At 36.6% G+C, this 17,631-nt stretch carries 18 protein-coding genes; 2 read left to right on the top strand and 16 right to left on the bottom strand.

Features of this window, described 5'->3' with window-relative positions; all coding sequences use genetic code 11:
• Positions 1-45: 45 nt before the first annotated feature.
• From DWQ18_02015 to DWQ18_01945, 15 genes are all read right to left on the bottom strand, one after another.
• Positions 46-846, bottom strand: a complete 801-nt coding sequence (locus tag DWQ18_02015) for a uroporphyrinogen-III synthase (protein RDJ33722.1) — start codon at positions 844-846, stop codon at positions 46-48.
• On the bottom strand, positions 843-1,586 hold the full coding sequence (cobA, locus tag DWQ18_02010; GenBank protein ID RDJ33721.1) for a uroporphyrinogen-III C-methyltransferase: 744 nt from the start codon (positions 1,584-1,586) through the stop codon (positions 843-845). Before cobA ends, DWQ18_02015 begins: the two co-directional genes overlap by 4 nt.
• Complete coding sequence (locus tag DWQ18_02005) at positions 1,583-2,518, bottom strand: hydroxymethylbilane synthase (GenBank protein ID RDJ33720.1); 936 nt, start codon at positions 2,516-2,518, stop codon at positions 1,583-1,585. The genes cobA and DWQ18_02005 overlap by 4 nt, the downstream gene beginning before the upstream one ends.
• A complete protein-coding gene (gene hemL, locus DWQ18_02000; GenBank protein ID RDJ33719.1) occupies positions 2,515-3,792 on the bottom strand; it encodes a glutamate-1-semialdehyde-2,1-aminomutase in 1,278 nt (425 codons plus the stop codon). Before hemL ends, DWQ18_02005 begins: the two co-directional genes overlap by 4 nt.
• A 37-nt stretch (positions 3,793-3,829) precedes the next feature.
• Positions 3,830-4,510, bottom strand: a complete 681-nt coding sequence (locus DWQ18_01995) for a hypothetical protein (GenBank protein RDJ33718.1) — start codon at positions 4,508-4,510, stop codon at positions 3,830-3,832.
• A 2-nt stretch (positions 4,511-4,512) separates the two neighbouring features.
• Positions 4,513-4,941, bottom strand: a complete 429-nt coding sequence (locus tag DWQ18_01990) for an arsenate reductase ArsC (protein ID RDJ33717.1) — start codon at positions 4,939-4,941, stop codon at positions 4,513-4,515.
• A complete protein-coding gene (locus DWQ18_01985) occupies positions 4,907-5,212 on the bottom strand; it encodes a hypothetical protein (protein RDJ33716.1) in 306 nt (101 codons plus the stop codon). The genes DWQ18_01990 and DWQ18_01985 overlap by 35 nt, the downstream gene beginning before the upstream one ends.
• Positions 5,209-6,306 (bottom strand): sodium-dependent bicarbonate transport family permease, encoded by a 1,098-nt coding sequence (locus DWQ18_01980; protein ID RDJ33715.1) that lies wholly within the window; start codon positions 6,304-6,306, stop codon positions 5,209-5,211. Before DWQ18_01980 ends, DWQ18_01985 begins: the two co-directional genes overlap by 4 nt.
• A 45-nt stretch (positions 6,307-6,351) precedes the next feature.
• Positions 6,352-7,344: an anion permease gene (locus tag DWQ18_01975; GenBank protein RDJ33714.1), complete on the bottom strand. Its 993-nt coding sequence runs from the start codon at positions 7,342-7,344 to the stop codon at positions 6,352-6,354.
• A 7-nt stretch (positions 7,345-7,351) separates the two neighbouring features.
• The gene (locus DWQ18_01970; GenBank protein RDJ33713.1) at positions 7,352-7,984 is read right to left on the bottom strand and encodes a DUF47 family protein; all 633 of its coding nucleotides are present in this window, start codon (positions 7,982-7,984) and stop codon (positions 7,352-7,354) included.
• Between the two features lie 90 nt (positions 7,985-8,074).
• Entirely contained in the window at positions 8,075-12,898 is a 4,824-nt protein-coding gene (locus tag DWQ18_01965; GenBank protein RDJ33712.1) for an HYR domain-containing protein, read from the bottom strand.
• 76 nt (positions 12,899-12,974) lie between these two features.
• A complete protein-coding gene (locus DWQ18_01960; protein ID RDJ33711.1) occupies positions 12,975-13,751 on the bottom strand; it encodes an ABC transporter in 777 nt (258 codons plus the stop codon).
• Positions 13,748-14,743 carry an ATP-binding cassette domain-containing protein gene (locus DWQ18_01955; GenBank protein RDJ33710.1) on the bottom strand — a complete coding sequence of 332 codons (996 nt, stop codon included), beginning with the start codon at positions 14,741-14,743 and terminating at the stop codon, positions 13,748-13,750. Before DWQ18_01955 ends, DWQ18_01960 begins: the two co-directional genes overlap by 4 nt.
• 228 nt (positions 14,744-14,971) lie before the next feature.
• Positions 14,972-15,265 carry a hypothetical protein gene (locus DWQ18_01950; protein RDJ33709.1) on the bottom strand — a complete coding sequence of 98 codons (294 nt, stop codon included), beginning with the start codon at positions 15,263-15,265 and terminating at the stop codon, positions 14,972-14,974.
• A 43-nt stretch (positions 15,266-15,308) separates the two neighbouring features.
• Positions 15,309-15,761, bottom strand: a complete 453-nt coding sequence (locus DWQ18_01945; protein ID RDJ34311.1) for a hypothetical protein — start codon at positions 15,759-15,761, stop codon at positions 15,309-15,311.
• Between the two features lie 87 nt (positions 15,762-15,848).
• Between DWQ18_01945 and DWQ18_01940 the strand changes: the two genes are divergently transcribed.
• Together DWQ18_01940 and DWQ18_01935 are read left to right on the top strand one after the other, a co-directional pair.
• Positions 15,849-16,169 (top strand): hypothetical protein, encoded by a 321-nt coding sequence (locus tag DWQ18_01940; protein ID RDJ34310.1) that lies wholly within the window; start codon positions 15,849-15,851, stop codon positions 16,167-16,169.
• A gap of 155 nt (positions 16,170-16,324) precedes the next feature.
• The gene (locus DWQ18_01935; protein ID RDJ34309.1) at positions 16,325-16,951 is read left to right on the top strand and encodes a flagellin; all 627 of its coding nucleotides are present in this window, start codon (positions 16,325-16,327) and stop codon (positions 16,949-16,951) included.
• Between the two features lie 10 nt (positions 16,952-16,961).
• Here the strand turns inward: DWQ18_01935 and DWQ18_01930 are convergent, their stop codons facing one another.
• On the bottom strand, positions 16,962-17,606 hold the full coding sequence (locus DWQ18_01930; GenBank protein RDJ33708.1) for a hypothetical protein: 645 nt from the start codon (positions 17,604-17,606) through the stop codon (positions 16,962-16,964).
• Positions 17,607-17,631 lie beyond the last annotated feature (25 nt).

Raw genomic sequence — 17,631 nt, 5'->3', positions numbered from 1 at the left:
GCTAATATTTTTGCTAAAATCAATAGAGAAAAAATTATAGAAATTTTACGCAACTGAAAAAATATTTTTTATCGTATCAAATGCGCCAGGAATAGTATGTACTTCAGCGATGATGTTTTGTACATTGAATTTTTTTAGCTCATCGGCGGTAAATGGGCCAATTGCAACAACATGGGTTTTTTCTAAACTTTTTAGTAATTTCTCTTTTGGGACATCATTTGTCATTATCTCAAAGAATGCCCTAACAGAAGATGCACTTGTAAAAACAATTCCATCTACATTATTTTTTGAAAAAAGTTCTCTAAATTCATTCCATTGAGTAGTGTCTTGAAATGCACATACATCATAAAGATAAAGCTCTTTTACGTCAAGACCAATCTTCTCTAAAAGATCCTTGAGAAATGGAGTAGATGCACCACTTCGTGGAACAATTACTTTTTTCCCAACTGCGTTGAGTCTAGTAAAGACTTCACCAACACCAACAGAAGAGAATCGTTTTGGCGTGTGATTTACTTTGATTCCTTCTGATTCCAATACCTGCTTAGTCTTTGGTCCAACAGCTATTACTATAGTATTTGCAACTGCCAGTTGTAGTTTTTCAAGCTTTGATATCTTCTTTGCAGTGTCAAAGAGTAGTGTCACTGCTTTTGAGCTCATAAACACAGAGTAATCAGGATCATATTCTTTTATGGCATTCAAAAACTCATCAACAATTTTCTCACCCTTACTAACTAACTGAATTGTTGGAAGTGTGATTGGTGTTGCTTTGTTCTCTTGCATCAATGAGATAAATTCACTAGAATCTTCCTTTGAACGAGTAATTGCTATAGTCTTTCCTTCAATCATTTCTTCCACCCAATAATCTTAGATAAATCAACGACTTTACCTATAATAATTATGGAAGGAGCTTTGAAGTTTTTCTCCTTAACCATTTTTTCAATGTTTGTTATATTTCCTGTAATCATCCTATGTTTTGATGTGGTGCCATTTTGAATTACAGCAACGGGTGTATCTTTTTTCATTCCGCCTTGAGCCAATTGCTTACAGATGATTCCTATTCGTCCTAATCCCATCATAATTACTATAGTATCAACTGATTTTGCCAAGTTCTTCCACTTTACAACTTCAACCTTTTTCTCAGGATCCTCATGTCCGGTAACAAAGGCTACTGAGGAGGCATATTTTCTGTGAGTTAATGGTATGCCAGAGTATGTTGCAGAGCCAATTCCAGAAGTGATTCCTGGAATTATCTCATATTTTATTTTGTTTTCTTTGAGGTATTCTGCCTCTTCTCCACCCCGTCCAAATATTATTGGATCACCGCCTTTGAGTCTAACAATATTTTTTTTCTTTTTAGCAAATTTTACCATTAATTCATTAGTACTGTCTTGATGTTTTGTATCATCCCCTACTGCACGTCCAACGTAAATCTTTTCTGTCTTTTTTGGAATCATTGCAAGAATTTTCTTACTAACTAATCTATCATACAGAACAACATCTGCCTTTTGTAGTAATTCTACTGCACGTAACGTAATTAATTTAGAATCTCCCGGACCAGCACCAACCAAGTATACCTTACCACTCATTGTTTATTCCACTCCTCAACCTTCTCTCTCCAATTTAATGCAAGGTCTGCAATTCCTTTCTCTTGTAATTCTTTGCCAACAGTTCTTCCTAGTGATTCTGGCTCATCTCGAGGGCCAGATTTTTGCACCACGATTGATTTTTGTCCATCGACTGAGAAGGCGCTAACTTTGAGTGTCATTGACTCACCGTATGATTTTGCATATGCCCCAATAGGAAAGCGGCAACCAGAATCGACATATTTTGATAATGCACGTTCTGCCTCTATCTCCCATCTAGATGTGTTATCTTCAATTTTTTTTAGCATTGAAATTGTCTGAGAATCATCTTTTCTGCAAACAATAGCTAATGCCCCCTGTCCAGGAGAAGGAGAAAGATCATCGGTAGTTAACATTGAATACTTTGTGTCTAGTCCTAGACGAGTGATTCCAGCTATAGCTAAAATCACGCCATCAAACTCACCTTCAGTAACTTTTCTAACTCGAGTCTCAATGTTTCCACGAATTGGTTTTACCTTAATGTCTGGACGCTTTCGAGATATCTGTACTGCCCTACGTAAACTGCTAGTACCAATCAACGCACCAGTAGGAAGAGATTCCAAAGTATCACCGTTTTTTGAAATCAAAATGTCATTTACCTTTTCACGTTTTGGAATACATGCTATAGTTAGGTCTGCAGAGATCTCAGTTGGTACGTCCTTAAGACTATGTACTGCAAAATGAACTCGTTTTTCAGAAACTGCTCTGTCAACTTCTTTTTCAAAGATTCCCTTTTGATCAATTGTAAATAATGGGCGTGCATCAGTATCTCCTTTGGTTGTAATGGTAATAATCTCAAATGAGTCCTCTGGGTTTTGCTTTTGGAGTTCTGAGATAATCCATTTTGTTTGTGCGATTGAAAGTTGGCTACCGCGCGTACCTATGAGATATTTCAATGCTTCACCGCTTGTAAACCAGTTGAATATGCGTCAACTGCCTTGTTAAGATCAGAATTTGTGTGAGCTTCAGATAAAAACACTACTTCAAATTGAGATGGAGCGATAAAGATTCCTTTCTTTAGAAGATGCTGAAAAAGTTTATTGAATTTTTTTGCATCAGCATTTTTTGAACTACGATAATCAACTACAGGTTTGTCTGTAAAAAATATTTGAAACATTGATGCTGAAAAATTAATCTGATGTGGAATTTTCATATCAGTTGCAATATCATCGATGGCTCTAGTAAGTGCAGCACAGTATCGTTCAAGTTTTGAATACATCTTGTTGCCAAGTTTGTTCATGGTCTTAATTGAGCTAATACCAGCAGCTACGGATACAGGATTTCCTGCAAAAGTGCTTGCTTGGTATACTTTTCCTCCAGGAGTAAGTTGATTCATTATTTCTTTTTTTCCGCCAACTGCAGCAATTGTAAATCCATTCCCAAGTGCCTTTCCAAGGGTAGTGACATCAGGTTTGATTCCAAAGTATTTTTGTGCTCCACCTGAAGATATACGAAAACCTGTGACTATTTCATCAAAGATTAGGGGGACATCATTTTGTGAAGTAATTTTTCTGATCTCTTTTAGAAAGTTTTTCTCAGGAAGAACTAATCCCATGTTTGCAAGAATCGGTTCTACAATAACTCCTGCAACATCCTTGTTTTTTCTAATAACATCCTCTAGCTGTTGAGAATTATTGTACTGTACTACCAAAGTATTTCTTGATACTTCGTCTAGACCTCCTTCTGAAACTGATATTCCATTATGTGCAGAGCCAGAACCTGCTTTGACTAAAACAGAATCATGAGCACCATGATAACATCCTTCAAATTTTATTATCTTCTTCTTTTTTGTAAAACCACGTGCAAGTCGAATTGCAGTCATTGTGGCTTCAGAACCAGTGTTTACAAGACGAACTTTGTTAATCGAGGGATAATTTTTTACAATGAGTTTTGATAATTCAACTTCCAAATCAGAAGGAGTACAAAATAGTGTTCCTCTTTTGAGTTGAGCCGAGACTGCTGCGATTATCTCTTTTCGCCTATGTCCTAACAGTAGTGCACCATAGCCATTGCAAAAATCAATGTATTTTTTTCCATCAACATCCCAAATGCTGCTCTTATCTGACTTTGTCACAAAGAACGGATAAGGTGTAAAGTAACGAACTGGGCTATTCACTCCGGAAGGAATGACTTTTTTTGCATTTGAAAACATTTTTTGGGATTTTGACATGATTATTGTTTCAAGGTATTTGCTATTGGTAATATTTTTACTGATTCCTTGACTCTCTTTGTCTCTTAAATTTCTCTTTAAACAACAAACCTACAATTGATGTTCCAACAAAGGTAGCTGTTAGATATAACCACAGGTTTTCTATCACTCCAGATAGTACCGCAGGAGCTAATGCGCGTGCAGGATTCATAGAAGCGCCAGAAATGAAGGAGAAGAACAAGATGTCAAGACCTACAATTCCACCTATTGCAATTCCACTAAAACCTTTGAGTCCTTTTGTGTATACCACGGTAAAGATCACTGCCATGAGTAACGCGGAAGCGAAAACCTCAACGCCAAAGATTAGAAATATTGAAAAGTCATAGTTAGGAGCATTTGCTCCAAGGTCTGCATCAGAGCCAATCACACTAAGAACTAGTAGCGAACCAAGAAAGGCACCAATTAGTTCTGCAGTAAAATAATTCAAGGCCTGACGTTTTGTAATGTGTTTGGTGATATAGTATCCAAGGGTCACCGCAGGATTAAAGTGGGCAAGAGAGATTTTTCCAAAGGAATACACTCCAATGATTAATGCAATGAATGGTGCGACAGCAGCAAATGGAGTCCCCAGACCTAAATTATAATGAACATCAAGCACGATAGAACCTGTGGCAAAGACTACCAGAATGAATGTTCCAATTAGTTCAACTGTAAAGATATGAAGATTAGAGTATGCCATGGTTATTTTTCTAGTCTTTCAACAAGTTCTTTGACTTTATTTTCTATCTCATCACGAATCTTTCTAACATCATCAATTGTTTTTCCTTTAGGATCATCAATACCCCAATCAAGAGTATCATCAACAAACAATGCAGGACACGATCTTTTATCCATACATCCCATGTTGACAGTTTGAATTGATTCATTGATTAGGGAATCAGAGATTCTCGTAGGAGTTTTCCCTGAAAGATTAATTCCAACCTCATTCATTACCTGAACGACAATAGGATTTACCTTATCTGCAGGGTGGGTTCCTGCACTGATTGCCAGAAATTTACCGGTAGAATATTTTTTAAAAAATGCTTCTGCCATCTGACTTCTTCCGGAATTTTCAACACATACGAATAAAATTTTCTTAGACAAATTTTTCAGTTCTAACAACACCAACATCACTTGTATAAAGAATAATTGCAAAGTTTGAAAATAAAGTTCTGGTAATTTCTTCAACTATATCTTGCAGTTTACTCTCAGATAATACAACTTCAACTTTGACATTTTTTTCATTCTGTAATCCCTGTCCACGTATTCCTTTAGAACCATCCCCTTCTACCTCGTATGTTGTGTATCCTGAGACTTTGTGTTTTTGTAGGATCTCTATTACATTTTTTTGTGCAAGAATCTCACAGGTAATTGTAAGTAATTTGGTTGAGTATAATTTCATATTAGATCATTTCTCAAATAATTCAATAAGTCTATCGATCCATCAGCGTTGTGTAGTATAGACGATACAACAAACATGATTGGAAGAAGCACGATAATGTTGTAAGGAAAAGTAATTCCAAGGGCGGAAGTAATGTAAAGGCTCGGTTTTGCTTGCGGTATTGCGTGACGCAGTACGGCAGGTGCGGCAATAAATGACGCACTTGCTAATAGTAGACCATACATTACAGCTCCGCCAATACTTAATCCCAAAAATGTAGCCACAAAAACTCCAATTAAGCCATTAATTGTAGGAATAATTATTGAAAATGCGACTAGAAATACTCCTACTTTTTTGATATCATCTAGTCTTTGACCTGCAATAATTCCCATTTCGATTAAAAATATCACAATTGCGCCAGTAAAGAGATCATCAAAGACTATCTTAATGGAGCTAAATCCTTCTTCTCCAATTACATATCCTATCACGATACTTCCAAGCAAAATTACAATTGCCTTGCCAGTGATTGATTCGTGTAGAACTTTGGTAAGTTTAGTCTTTCCAGATTCATCATCCATGATTCCAATCTCATCTTCTTGACTTGAATCATTTTGTGTAATTGACTTCTTTTTTTCGCGGAGTTGTTTTGATACTGCCATGTTTGTAAGAAATATTGCAAGGATGAATGCAACTGGTTCAAGCACTGCAAGAATTGCTGCAAGGTATCCTTCAGATTCGACACCTTGATTTTTCAAAAACGACAAACCAACTGAGAAGGTCACAGCGCCAACCGCACCGTATGTTGATGCAAGAGCATATGAATCAAATATGTTGAATTTACCCAAATGTCTGAGTATTTGATAACCATACAAGGTGATGAGTAGTGATAATGCAATTGCAACAAGCATTGGAACAAACATTACTTCAAAGCCAGTATTGCGCATCTCTATACCACCGTGTAATCCTATTGCAGCTAGAAGGTATATCGGCAGAAACTGTGATATTGCATCAGGAATTCTAAGATCTGATTTTATTCTTGCTGCAATTATTCCAAAGAGAAAAAACAGAACAATTGGTGTTAAAATATTTGCTTGGATTAATTCTAAAATGCCCATCAGAATATCAAAAAAAATTAGACGGTCATAAAAATCAAAGTATTATCAAATGGTTACAAACTGATGTATCACATAAGTAAATCCAATTGCAAGTCCTGCAGCCCCAGGTATTGTAATTAGCCACGCAAAGACAATCTGTTTTCCAACCTTCCATCTTACTGCAAACTTTCTTTTGGCAGCCCCAGAACCCATGATGGTTCCAGTAATTGCATGTGTAGTACTTGCAGGTATTCCAAAGAATGCAAAGATTGCAAGCATTAGACCACCGCCAGTTTCAGCACAAAATCCTTGATATGGACGTAGTCGTGTAACTTTTTGACCCAAAGTCTTGATTACCTTATATCCGCCAAAGAAGGTTCCAAGTCCCATAGCTGCAGCTGCTGCAACTATTACCCATATTGGCATTTCAATCTCAGTCATAAAGCCAGTTGAAAATAGTATAAGAACAATAATTCCCATTGTTTTCTGGCCATCATTTGCGCCGTGAGTTAATGCGAACCAGGCTGATGAGATAATCTGCAGCCTACCAAATGTCCTGTTGACTGGTGCAGGTTTTTTCTTTGCAAAAATAGTAATAATCAAACCTGTCAAGAGCAATCCAAAAATTATTCCCCCAATTGGAGCAACTACTATTCCAGTAAAGACTTTTGTCAACCCATCAAAGAGTAGTTTTTCAAAACCAAGACCAGCTATTCCAGCACCCATTATTCCTCCAACTAGTGAATGACTGTTAGATATTGGGAGTCCAAAGACAGTACATACGGTACTCCAAGTAATTGCTCCTGCCAATCCACCAATAACCATGTAAATAGTAACGTCTTCAGGAGCAAGAATGCCTTTGGCAATGGTAGTTGCCACTGCCACACCAAACAAGAAGGGCCCTGCAAAATTTGCAGCAGCAGATAAGGTTACTGCTTGCAGAGGCGTCATGACACGAGTACCAATTACGGTTGCAACTGAATTTGCAGAATCATTAAAGCCATTAACAAAATCAAAGATTAAAGCGACTATAATTGCACCAATCGCTATCTCTAACATAATATCACTAGGCGTATTTTAGAACAATGTCTTCTACAACATCAGCAACATCAACGCATCTATCAGATGCAGTCTCTATTGCTTCATAGATATCCTTGAGTTTAATTATTGTAATTGCATCATTTGTTTCAAATAATTTACCTACGGCATCTCTATAAAGATCATCAATGGTATGTTCAATGTCACTTGCGTTTCTACAGTGATTAATCAAATCTTTATTTTTCTTTAGGTTTCCTAATTTAGATATCATATATTCTACTTCAACAGTAGCTTTTGCAAGTTCTTTTGCAATCTCTAGCATAAAAGGAGGAGCTTTTGTAATTTTGTAGCTAACAACTCTACCGGATATTCCCTCTACAAAATCAATAACATCATCCGTCTTTGATGCAATTCTTTGGATGTCTTCTCTGTCCAGTGGAGTGATAAAGGTCTTGTTTAGTTCAGCAAAGACCGCGCGTGTATATCCATCTGCATCGCGTTCAATTTGTTTAATTTTGGTATGGTGTTCATCAAGATGTTCCATATCGGCAAATAACTCCACAAGTTCATTTGATACCTCAACTGATTTTTTTGCAAGATTATCAAGAATGTTGAGGATCTCTTTTTCATTTGATTTTACCCAAGAGAGCCATTGTCCCATGATAAACTCTGTAATTTACGTAATTATATCCCTGTACTCCATACACTATATTCTTCTATATAGAATAAAAAATTAATTTTTGATCGTTGTTTATTCACATTTGATGACCATATCGCCATCAGCTTGAGAGACAGTACAAGAATCTACATCATCTCCGCCGTCAATGATATCTATTCCAGTCAATCCATTGAGGATATCATTTCCTGATTGACCCTTGAGTATATCGTTTCCTTGATCGCCAATGAGTGTATCATGTCCTTCATTTCCAAATATGATATCATCACCATCGCCACCAAATATGCAATCATTACCTTTGTTACCCATGATGATATCATCACCATCTAGTGCAAAGATTAGATCTGCTTGAGGTGTTCCATTAATTACATCGTCATCAGGTGTTCCAATAATCATGTTATAGCTTGAAGAATCCTTGCCACATGCTTGAACAGTAACTATCTGAGTTGCATTGTTTACATTTCCAAATGAATCTGAGCTTGTCCAGGTCACTATGGTTTCACCTAATGGGAATACAGATGGTGCGTCATTTGTTACGGTAGGTTCTAAATCAATAATATCACTTACAGATGCCAATCCAACGGTTATCGGAGTCTCCAATGCAGTAGCGTCTACTATGATATTTGCTGGAGGAGTTATGGTTGGAGCAGTAGTATCGACTACACTAATCTTTTGGGTTGCGGTTGCAGAGTTACCATCTTGATCAATGGCAGTCCAAGTGATTATAGTGTCACCCAATTGGAAAACATTAGGAGCGTCATTACTTAATGATTCAACCTGAATAATATCGACTGCATTTGCAGAACCTATGTTAACGATGTTTTCCGAAATGCTAGTTGCCTCAACTATTACATTCTTTGGAACAGTTAATTTTGGTGGACTAGTATCAACAACATTAATCATCTGAATATCTGTGATTGAATTACCTGAAGTATCTGTTGCAGTCCAAGTGACTTCGGTGTTTCCAAATGAAAATACAGAGGGTGCGTTATTTGTTATGGATGCAATCTCAACAAGATCAGTTGCAGTTGCTAATCCAATGTCGATTATGTTTTCAGTTGGTGAGACTGCCTCAATTGTAATATCATCAGGAATTATAATTTGAGGTACAGTGGTATCAATAATTGAAACTTTTTGAGTTCCAGATGCAGAGTTTCCATTTTCATCAGTTGCTGTCCAAGTGACTATGGTATCACCAACTGGGAAGGATGATGGTGCGTCATTTGTAATTATAACATCACTTACTGAATCACTAGCAACAGGCATTCCTAGTTCAGCAATATTTCCATTAAGGGATGTTGCCTCTAGTATAACATCATTTGGAGGAGTGATTTTTGGAGGTTGTGTATCAATTAATGTTACTAGTTGAGTTGCATTGACAATATTTCCAGAAGAGTCAGTTGCAGTCCAAGTTACTATTGTTTCTCCAAGTGAAAATGATGCTGGTGCGTCATTTGTTACAAAGTCAAGTTTTACTTGATCAGATACAATTGGTTGACCCAAATCAACCTTGTTGTTTTGTAAAGATTCTGCCTCAATGGTAATACTCTCTGGTGGAGTAATTCCAGGAGCTGTGGTATCAACGACATGAATTTGTTGCACTGCAGAGTATTGATTTCCAGAAGTATCTGTTGCAGTCCAAGTAATTGATGTTAAACCTAGCGGGAAGACATCAGGAGCATCATTTGTTATGGATGCAACTCCTACAGCATCGGTAGCAGTTGCTGTGCCAAATTCTACAATATTTGAGAGTAAGCTTGTTGCCTCAACTACTTTATCTTTTGGAACATAAAGAGTTGGAGATGTTGTATCAATGACAGAAACAGTTTGTTGAGCATTTACAGAGTTTCCAGAAGTATCTGTTGCAGTCCAAGTAATTATGGTATCACCGACTGGGAAGGATACTGGTGCGTCATTTGTTATGGATGCTACACCCACAGCATCGGTTGCATTAACTGTTGGTAATTCAATTTGATTATCAAGCTCTGAAGTTGCCTCAATTTTGATTAATTTTGGTTGAGATATTGTAGGAGGAATGGTATCAACGACAGAAACAGTTTGTTGAGCATTTACAGAGTTTCCAGAAGTATCTGTTGCAGTCCAAGTAATTATGGTATCACCGACTGGGAAGGATACTGGTGCGTCATTTGTTATGGATGCTACACCCACAGCATCGGTTGCTTTAGGGGAGCCAAGTAGTACAGAATTTTGAGTTGTGCTTGTTGCCTCAACGGTGATATTTTCTGGAGGATTCAATTCAGGAGCAGTAGTATCTATTATAGAAACAATTTGTACATCAGATGCAGAGTTCCCATATAGGTCAGTAGCAGTCCAGGTTACTAGCGTATCTCCAAATGGGAACATGTTAGGAGCGTCATTTGTGATTGATGCGATTCCAATTGTATCGTTGGTTACTGTCTCTCCAAGAGATACAGTCACAGGGTTTGGACCAACTGCTTCGATCTTTAAATCTTCTGGTGCAGTAATTTCAGGAGAAATTGTATCAGAGATTGTGATTGTTTGAATGTCTACAGATTCATTACCGGATGTATCAACTGCTGTCCAAGTGACTGTTGTCATTCCAATAGGAAATGATTTGGGAGCGTCATTTGTTATGGATGCAATGTCAACTAGATCATTAACGATTGGTTGTCCCAAAGCTACAGAGTTATCGGATTTGCTTGATGCTTCAAGCTCTATATCAGCAGGTGCAGTAATTTCTGGCGGTTGTGTATCAATTACGTTGATTATTTGTTCAGAGTTTGAGATATTTCCATGTATATCAGATACAGTCCAAGTTACTATTGTTTTTCCAAGAGAAAATGATTCTGGTGCATCATTTGTTATGGATGCAATACTACCTACATCTTCCACAATTACATCACCCAAATTTACAATGTTACCTTCAAATCCAGATGCCTCTACTATTAGGTCATCAGGAACAGTAATTGATGGAGCAGTAGTATCAACTACAGAGACAATCTGTTCTACATTTGATGAATTTCCTGATTCATCGATTGCAGTCCATGTTACAATAGTGTCTCCAATTGGAAAAACATTTGGAGCATCATTTGTGATTTTAACACCTTGAATGTCACTAACAGATATTTTATCAAGAGTTACAACGTTGGAATTAACAGATGTTGCCTCTACAATAATTGTTTCAGGGAAAACTATCTCTGGAGGTTGTGTATCAATAATAGAAACTAGTTGTACATCAGTAGCAATGTTTCCAGATGTATCAGAGGCCATCCAAGTTACTGTATAGTTTCCAATTTTGAAAAACTCTGGTGCATCATTTGTGATTGATAGTACTTGGCCATTGTCAATTACTGTTGCTTCACCAAGATACACTTGATTCTTGTCAAGAGAATCTGCTTCCACTATAACATTCTCTGGTACGTATAATGAAGGATTTGTCGTATCAACTACATTTATAGTTTGAACTGTACTTGCCGTATTTCCCATAATGTCTGAGGCAATCCATGTTACTTCTGTCGTTCCAAGAGTAAAGAATTCGGGAGCGTCATTTGTGATTGATAGTACTCCTACCGTATCAGATACAGCAGGCTCTGCCAATTCAACCGTATTTTGATTTGGATTCTCTGCCTCTACTGTAATGCTAGGCATTGGTGAAATCGTTGGTGGAATGGTGTCCGATACGGTTACCTTTTGTGTAGCTATTGCCATATTTCCAGAACCATCTATTGCAGTCCATATGACAGTGTTTATGCCAAGTGTAAATTTGTCAGGTGCGTTATTCTCTAATGATTTAATTCCACTTGCATCAGTTGCTACTGCCTGACCAACATTGACAGGAGTAAGAGCTCCAGTTGCCTCTATTATTAGATCATTTGGTGGAACTATTATCGGTTTTGTCAAATCACCTGGGATTGGATTAACAGTTGGTAATGGCGTAGTAACAGTCTGAGTTTTTGGTGTCACGGGTGTTGAAGTCTGTTGTTGTATTACAATTGGTGTTCCAAATTTTTGAATTCTATGTCCGTTAGTATCTACAATGTAAAGATTTCCTTTGCTATCTAGTGTGACATCTTTTGGCATTTTAAACTGACCTGGTTGAATGCCCATGCTTCCCCATACTGAGATTGCAATTCCATTTGTGTTGAATCGTAAGACTCGATCACTTCCAGTATCAACTGCATATAGATTTCCTTCAGGATCAATTGTGATTCCCTGTACCTTTATTGCAGTTCCACCTACACTGGAATCAATTATGCTAACAAAATTTCCATTAGAATCAAATTTTTTAATGCTGTTATCTCCTGTGTCAGAGACATAGATATTTCCTGCAGGGTCAATTGCAATTCCTAATGGGGAGACAAATTTGTCATCAGATATTCCACTTTTTCCAAATGACGAGATAAAATTTCCATCAGAATCAAATTTTTGGATTCTATGATTTCCAGTATCAACTACAAAAATCATTCCAGATTTATCAGAAGCTATTCCATTAGGGAGTAAAAATTCACCGGGATTACTACCTTGAATTCCCCATTGAAGAATGAAATTTCCCTCAAGATCAAATTTTTGGACTTTGTGTAATTGGCTATCGACAACAAAGACGGCATCTTTTGTAGTGGTAATGCCAGATGGGGATGAAAATTTGCCAGGATCACTTCCGCTACTTCCCCAAGCTTTTAGAAAACCTCCAGAACTGGAGAATTTTTGGACTCTTTTATTACCCAAGTCTGTTACGTAGACATTATCGCTAGAATCAATTGCTATGTTTTGAGGATTGGAGAATTTTCCAGGTGAATTTAATCCTGATTCACCCCATTTCAAAATGAATGGATGACTGGAGCTTGTGCTTGCAAACACAGGCGCAGATCCTACAAGTATTACTGAAAATAATATGACTAGTAATGCTGCTGACTTCAACAGGCGTGAGTCTCTATATCTGAAAAAGATCTCACTAGTTAGGAATTGTTGTAGTTTTTGTCAATTTTAGGTGAATTTAGAATGGTTTGTTTACTTCACGCGTAAATGTATAGCTGGCAATTCCAACCATCAATAGAACAAATGCCGAAATGATTCCAATACTCATAATTGCAGAAACACCCTCACCAACTCCAGTCATTAGTTCCCTGACCAACAATACTGTATAGGTCACAGGATTCAGTTGAGCAGCAGTTGCCAACCAATCAGGTAAGAGCTCAAGTGGAAATAAGGCAGGACTCAGCATGAATAATGGCATTCCAAGAAAATTGATAATTCCCCAAAAGGTTTCTTGCGATTTTGCAGTAGCTGCCACAGTTACTGAGATTCCAGAAAAGCCCAAGGAGAATAATATCACTATAGCCATAATTGGTACAATTACAAAGAAATTCGGAAAGCTAACACCAATAGCTAACGCAATTCCTATAATGAGACTTGCTTGTAATGCAGCGATTAGAGATATTGCAAGCATCTTTCCAAGTGCAATTGAAGAACGTGAAATCGGCGAAGTGAGTGCTTTGTTCATAAATCCATATCGTCTATCCCAAAGTGTATTGACGCCACCAAAAATACTAGTAAAGATTGCAGTTAACACAATCACTCCAGGGGCCATGAATTCAATGTATTCTCCATCAAAACCAACTGCTTCAATGAGAGGTTGAGTACCAGCAAATGTATTTCCGATTACGATAATCCAAATTGCAGGCTGAATTAATCTAATTAAGACACCGCTGCGAGATTTTCTATATCTCTTTAGCTCCCTCCAAAATATTGTATAGGTATCAGAAGTGATCAAGAGTTAAACCTCATCATTCTTTTGTATCCTTTTTTACGAATTGAAGTTCCATTTTCATCACGAAGTTGATGTCCAGTATAATTTATGAAAACATCATCCAATGAAGGTTGTGTTAATGAAATTGTTTTAATTTTTATTCCAAGCTCAGATGAGATTTGAAAAATTTTTGGAATTACTTCGGTACCATTTGAAGTAAAGACAGTGATTTTTTCTTCTTTGAGTTTGACATCTTTAACAAAAGATATTTCTTTTAATTTTGGAATTAGTTTTTGGTTTTCAGTATCAAATAAACTAAATGTAATGACTTCATTTCCAAGGGAATTTTTCATTGATGTTGGTGAATCAATAATTTGGATTTTGCCATAATCTATTATGCCAACTCTGTCACACAGGCTATCAGCTTCTTCCATATAATGCGTCGAAAGAAAAATTGACATTCCGTATTCTATGTGAATTTGTTTAATGTATTGCCAAATCTTTCGACGAGTTTGAATATCAAGACCTACAGTAGGTTCATCTAGAAACAAAACTTTAGGCATGTGTAAGAGGCCACCAGCAATATCCAATCGCTTTCGCATTCCTCCAGAATAAGTCACCACTGCATCATCCTGTTTTTCTGTCAATTCGATTAATGCTAGGATATCATCAATTCTTTTTTCTGAGATATTTTTTGGAATACGGTTTAGCCGTGCTTGAAGAATTAGATTTTCTCTTCCAGTTAGAAATTCATCAACAGTCGAATCTTGTTGGACATATCCTATATTCTCCCTAACTTTTTTTGCGTGTGTCATTACGTCATATCCAGCAACTAATGCCTTCCCGGAAGTTGGTTTTAGTAATGTTGTAAGAATCATCATTGTGGTGCTCTTTCCAGCACCATTTGGTCCAAGAAATCCAAATATTTCACCTTCATCTACAGAGAATGAAACATCATTAACAGCAGTTACATCCCCAAATGATTTTGATAATGAGATAGTCTCAATTGAGTTCATGCCTATTAGCGCTAATTGAATTATAAATTCTATCAGAATCTAGATCAGATTTTCATGAGTAAGTCATTCTGAGAACCGATCCGCAAAAAAAATTTATTTTCATTAAAAATGAAGTTTTGCATGAAAGGGCTTTGTCACAAGTGTCATACCTCAAATGTGGATGTAAAAATTTCAGACGGGATGACCATCTGCGTTAATTGCTTAGAGAAAAAATCATAGAAAAGAAACTTAAATTATTTGTTTAATCTTTTTTCTGATCTCTTTTCCATGCAGCTCTATAATCTCTTTAATTTCCATAATTTCGTCGCCTTCTGGCCATCTTCCAACATTATCAAAAAACGTGTGTTGTGTATGACACTCTAACCTGCCAATATACCAACCATAAGCAAAATTATAGTCATTATCAAATTTCCAGATTCTTTTCATTTGTGGTAATATTTCATTTAGCATTGTAGGAATTCCCGCTATATGCTCTTGAATGTTTTTTTGTATTATTTCATAAACTTCAGAATCAACTGACATGTCTAATCAAGAAAAATAATGAAAATAAATTTTGGGATACGATTTATTCAAGGTTTTTGAATTGCTCTTTTTTAAGAGTTAAGATGACCTTTTCACCAACACCCCAAATTTCAGATTTTGCAAGAATCTTTGTATTAAAGAGTCCATTGGATACTTCGATTGATTCAAGCTCATTTGTTTCGGTGTTTCTATGAAGTCTTTTGATTTTGCCTAACTTTTGTCCATCAATATCTACTACTGGAGATCCAACTGTTACTGGAGGGGTACTAAGCAGCAACATGTTGTCTGTAAATTTATCAATGTATGTTTCAGACAAAAAGTAATCTTTGTTGAATCCTTGATGTATGGTTACCCCAGATACTCTTAGCGTATCTTGATTTATGTGAATGTGTTTGACTTTACCATATTGGATTCCTTCCCTATCAATTACTTTTTTCCCTGTGAAATCATCGGCGGTAGTAAGATTCGAAGGCATTCCTTCTAGTTTTGTTGACATCAAGATGCATTCTGAAATTTCCTTATCATCCCAGATATCAGAATTTTCTATCAATGAGGTTAAATTACTTGACAAATGATTCGTTTCATGGCTAAGAATAACGGAGATGCCTTTAAAGCAAAATTAGTCACCAAGGGACGAATTTCTGGAAAGAATCATGCAGTTTGGCTAAGGGGGGTTATGTATGAAGATAGGATCTATTTTTCAAGACACAGGCCAGATAGTGATTGGTTCAAAAATGCACTCGTAAACAACGAAGTGCTCATACAATATGATGGACTGGAAATTTCCGGAAAAGCATCTTTAGTTACTGATGAAAATCTTGCAAAAAAAATTTCTGAATTAAAATACCCTGGAGAGGAAAGAGCAAAAGAACATAGAGTTAATCTTCAAGTACAGTCAGATTAGGAGTACCAAAATCAATTTAGATATGATAACTCAAATGTTGTTTGGCGTTATCAAACACACGCAGATTATAGTGCTAGATTCTATTTGGATAGTTATTGAATTTAATTAAGAGAGGCCAACATAGAGGAGTTATTGGTGTAGAGTCTGCAATAGTTATGATTGCATTTGTAATTGTAGCAGCAGCTTTGGCCTTTGTAGTTCTCAACATGGGTTTCTCAACTACTCAAAGAGCAAAGACTGCAATCATTTCAAGTTTAAGTGAAGCAAGCAGTTCAATTGAGATTGCAGGTAAAGTTACAGGAATTGGTGACGTAACAGGAGGATTTGTAAATGTAACAAACGTTCCAATAAAGGTAGCATCAGGCGGAGATTCTGTAAACATGAATCCAACTCTTACAGCGGTAAAATATCTAAGTAATTCAGTATCATATGATGATATCTTTGTTGGTGCTTTAGGAACTGGGTCTTATGTAAACATCACTCTAGCAATGGATGCAGCAATGAATACTGGTGGTTTCATCAATGCCAATACGGCAAGAGATACAGCAGGTAGTGGAAACGCAAATTCAACAGCAGCATTTCTTTACTATGCCGTTAACAGAAATGATAATGTAATCATAGATCAGGGAGAGCATGCAAATATTGCAATTGTCTTCAAATCAGATGAAAGACCATCAGCACTTGATAATCTCAGAATTGAAGTTTTAGTTCCAACAGGAGCTCCACTGACAATAGAGAGACAAGTTCCAAACGTAACTAATTTAGTTGTTGATTTAGGTTAAATCCTAAATCTTAAACTATGTGAATTATTGTACTAACGCCACGTCTGTCTGATTCTTGATTGTTATTCATTTCAGAGACAGTAACAGTAAATGAAATTACATCACGTTGTTTGCATTCTTCTGCATGTAATTTTAGATGTAAATCCATAACATCAAATTCATCCTGTGGGAGATTGATTTCGTCAATGAATGCCTTACAAGAAGATTCAATCCTAAATCTATCATCTTTAAAATGAAACCCAAGTTTTGTCTTTCTTCCTTCACGTCCAGTTGCTTTTACATTGACATCAATTATTCCAGGTTTGGATAACGTATAGCTAGATGTTTTATTTACAAACACACCAATAGGGAATGGTTTTCCTGCAGTGGATTCAGCCATCTTTTGAACGCCATCATTCATTACAACATCAACACTTTTGATAGATTGTGCAATTTTTGCTATCCATTCATTGGTTCTCTCAATAGTAGAAAATATTCCAGCTCTTCGTTTTTTGTCCTCTTCATCTGGCAATTTGTAGTAATCAACCCAAGCAAGATAATCTTTTGAAATATCCTTGATAAACTGCATACATGTAATTTTATAATCTTCAAGACTGTTTGCGCGCTCGGAACTCTCATCTGAACGTAATGAATCATAATCCATAGGTAATGCCATGAATTTACTTGGATTACATCTAAAA

Source organism: Thermoproteota archaeon, from assembly GCA_003352285.1.
In the GTDB taxonomy this organism is placed as follows: domain Archaea; phylum Thermoproteota; class Nitrososphaeria; order Nitrososphaerales; family Nitrosopumilaceae; genus PXYB01.
The sequence above is the reverse complement of the archived record's forward strand: the minus strand, read 5'-3'. Positions and strand labels throughout refer to the sequence as shown.